This window comes from Micromonospora sp. NPDC052213 (genome assembly GCF_040679695.1).
Lineage (GTDB): Bacteria > Actinomycetota > Actinomycetes > Mycobacteriales > Micromonosporaceae > Micromonospora.
The window spans coordinates 1-3,096 of the sequence record NZ_JBFAVI010000310.1; the positions used below are offsets into that span (position 1 = coordinate 1).

Below are 3,096 nucleotides of genomic sequence, written 5' to 3' on the forward strand. Positions count from 1 at the left end.
GCCCGCCCCCCGCCCCCGCACCCCGGCGCGGCCACCCCGCACCCCCCGCCGCGACCCGGCAGCCCGGCGCGGCGAACCGGCAGCGCCGCGCGGCAAACCCGCAGCGCAGCCAGCCGACAGGCAGCGCGGCGAACCCGCCAGCGCCGTCCCGGTCGGCGACGACGCGTACCGCACAGTTCCACGGTGACCGCAGTCGTCTGGCTGACGGAACGGCGGTCGGGTAGCGGACAGGACGCCGGCCACCTCGGCGTCGCACTGTTGTAGCAGGTGAGAGGCGTAAGGATGGCGGGCCACATCCCATTCCTCGGGTCCGGCGGGGACAGCACCGTCCCCGCCGACGCCGCCACCACCGAGCCCGGCCCCGCGACGGCCCCCGGCGTAACGCAGCGCCGACCGGCCCGCGCACAGGCCGCGCTCCGGCAGCCACCGTCCCGGGCGCCAGGGCCGGTGCCGCCTCACCGACACCGACGTCACCCACTCCGGCGGCCGTCGGGCCGCGCGCGGCGACCCCGAGCCGAGCGCGGTCGGCGAGTCGTACCCCCGACCGGTCCCCGGCCGCGCCGTCGCGTGCCCGGCGGCCGGCCGGCGCCCGACCCCGATCCCTCCGCAGCCGGACCGGCCGTGACCACGCGCCGGAGCCGGTCCGGCGACCGAGCACGAGAGGAGCCGGCAATGGCCGCTCCCACCGCGACCGCGTCCCTGAACGCCTCCACCTACTCGCCGGGCGACCAGATGACCCTGACGGTCACCTACGGCGACGCCGACACGAAGCCGGTGACCGTCACGATCGTGGTCACCGACGCGCAGGGCAACAGCAGCGCCCCGGTCAAGGTCACCGCCGTCGTCGACCCGCTCACCGTCACCGTCACCGACGACTCCGGCCGCACCTGGACCCGGCTGTCGGACAACGGCTCGGTGGCCGTCTACCGGGCGGTGGCGTGATGCCCCGGGTCACCGTCACGGTGCGCGACAACGGCGGACGCACCGCCACCGCCACCGCCGACTACACGATCGCTCCGCCGGTGCTGGGCGGCTACTACCTCTCCGGCGGCGCCGACCCGACGGCCGACATGGCCGGCGGGAACTTCCGTTCGCTGACCCAGTACCGCAGCCTCGCCGACGGCTACACCTTCCCCGGCTACCAGCGACCGTGGCTGGTCACGCTCGGCAAGGCCGGGGTGCGGGTGAACATGGTGCTGGAGCTGAAGCACTACGGCGCGCCCAACTTCGGGCCGCAGTCCTTCACCGTGGACGGCGTCAGCTACACCGTCCCGGCGCCCGCGATGACCATCCAGCAGCGGCCCGGCACGACCTGGCCCCGGGCGTACGGCTACAGCCAGGTCCTCGCCGGGCACTGCGACGGGCTGCTCGCCCGTGCCCTGTCCCAGTACCGGACCATGGGGTTCGGGGTGAACATCCAGCTCGCCTCCGAACTGGACACCGACCACGAGTTCGGCACCACCGAGGCGGGTGTCAGCTACACCTGGGCCCAGTCGGACGCCCGGGCGGTGCAGGCGATGACGTACATCGTGAACTGGTTCAAGGCGCGGCAACTTCCCGCCGGCACCACCTTCTCGGTGGGGGTGGGCGGCTTCGACCGGGGCTGCTTCCAGCGCACCCACCCGGAGGCGCTGATGGCGAAACTCGACTTCCTCCAGTGGAACGTCTACGCCACCAGCCCCACGCACACGGCGCTGGCCCGGTTCCGCCGGACGAAGGACTGGGCGGTGGCCGACCTCGGCCCGGTCGCGCTCTCCCGGCCGGTGATCATCGCCGAGTGGGGCGTACGGGTGGCGGAAATCCCGGACCAGGCGGCCTGGATCGCCACCGTGCCGGCCGCGATCGCCCAGCTCAACGCCGAGCGGGGTCCGAGGATCGTGTGCACCAACTACTTCAACTCCGGCTGGGGCACGCTGGCGCCGAAGCCGGCGGGGCTGGCCGCGCTGCGGGCCGCGTACGCCACCCGGCCGTACGTCTGACCGGCCCGGCGGCGTCGGGGTTCCCACCCGGCGCCGCCGTCGGCAGGTCAGCAGCCCGGCGCCGGGGTCTCCCACGTGTCGCCGCCGTCGGCCCGGTCGACGCCAAGGTGCAGCCGGCCGCACCGGCGTGGTCAACCTGGCCCTGCCGGCACGGTCAGCGGGGTGGCGGCCCGAGCAACCGGGTGAGGGCGGCGAGCAGCTCCGGCGTGGGCTCGCTGCCCCGGTGGTGCGCGCGGACGGCGCCGCGGCAGGGCGTGTGCCGGACCCAGAACTCGGCGGTGGCGCCGGTCGCGTCCGCCACGGTCACCGTGTCGAACGCGGTCGGCGGCGGGTAGCCCGGCCAGTCGCCGCAGTCGCTGGCCGGCACCGACCGGGCGAAGGCCGCGTTGAGCACCGGCCGGAGCGCGTCCGCCCCGTCGCGCCGGGTCTCCCCGCGCACCAGCCGGGCGGTCCCGCCGTCCACCTCGTACCGGCAGGCGGCCAACGCGACCAGCGGGGTCATCAGGAGGGTGTCGTGCCCGGCCTGGTTGACCGCGATCCGGTCGGGTGGCCCGGGGTTCGAGGGGGTCAGCCGGACCCGGTCGACAGGCATGCTCGTCCGGCAGGCCGGGGTGGCGACGGTGGTCGGATCGGTGGCGGCGGCGAGCTGCGCCCGGTACCGGTCCAGGAACGCGCCGAACAGCCGGTGGTCCAGCCCCCGCCCGTGGCTGTCGGTGACCGCGACCGCGCAGTTGTCGTCGGTCCACACGGTCACCGGCGCCCGGCCGGGGTAGCGCAGCACGTAGGCGGTCTCCTCGTATCGGCCCACCAGGGTGCACCGCAGCCCCGGGTCGGTCGGGTCGGCCACCCGGGGCCGCCCGTCCGGTCCGGTCTGCGTCGGTGGCATCGCGTTGAGCAGCCCGACGATCTCGTCGACCCCGGTGGTGAGCACCCGGGGGCCGACGCGGTCCGCCGCCCGCGGCCCGCCACCGACCGGCACCTGGCAGGCGGTGACCTCCACCGCGCCCGCCGGCACCAGTGGCACGTCGTCGCCGTAGCGCACCGACTCCAGCGCGGGCCGCCGGCCGATGTCGTCGGGGCAGACCGCCGCGCCGACCGGCCCGCCGGTGGCGACCGG

The 3,096-nt window shown here is 75.9% G+C and carries 3 protein-coding genes; 2 read left to right on the top strand and 1 reads right to left on the bottom strand.

Annotated features, from left to right (window positions below; all coding sequences use genetic code 11):
- Positions 1 to 672 precede the first annotated feature (672 nt).
- Positions 673 to 942, top strand: coding sequence for a hypothetical protein (locus tag AB0L34_RS33405; protein WP_350712507.1), 270 nt, complete (start codon positions 673 to 675; stop codon positions 940 to 942).
- Positions 942 to 1,979 carry a hypothetical protein gene (locus tag AB0L34_RS33410; protein ID WP_363709622.1) on the top strand — a complete coding sequence of 346 codons (1,038 nt, stop codon included), beginning with the start codon at positions 942 to 944 and terminating at the stop codon, positions 1,977 to 1,979. Before AB0L34_RS33405 ends, AB0L34_RS33410 begins: the two co-directional genes overlap by 1 nt.
- A 154-nt stretch (positions 1,980 to 2,133) precedes the next feature.
- On the opposite strand, the gene AB0L34_RS33415 is transcribed toward AB0L34_RS33410, so the two are convergent.
- Positions 2,134 to 3,096, bottom strand: a 963-nt coding sequence (locus AB0L34_RS33415; protein ID WP_363709624.1) for a hypothetical protein, incomplete at its 5' end; no start/stop codon positions are given.

Coding starts and splice junctions, on each gene's coding strand:
- AB0L34_RS33405 (WP_350712507.1), top strand. CDS start 673: ATGGCCGCTCCCACCGCGACCGCGTCCCTGAACGCCTCCACCTACTCG.
- AB0L34_RS33410 (WP_363709622.1), top strand. CDS start 942: ATGCCCCGGGTCACCGTCACGGTGCGCGACAACGGCGGACGCACCGCC.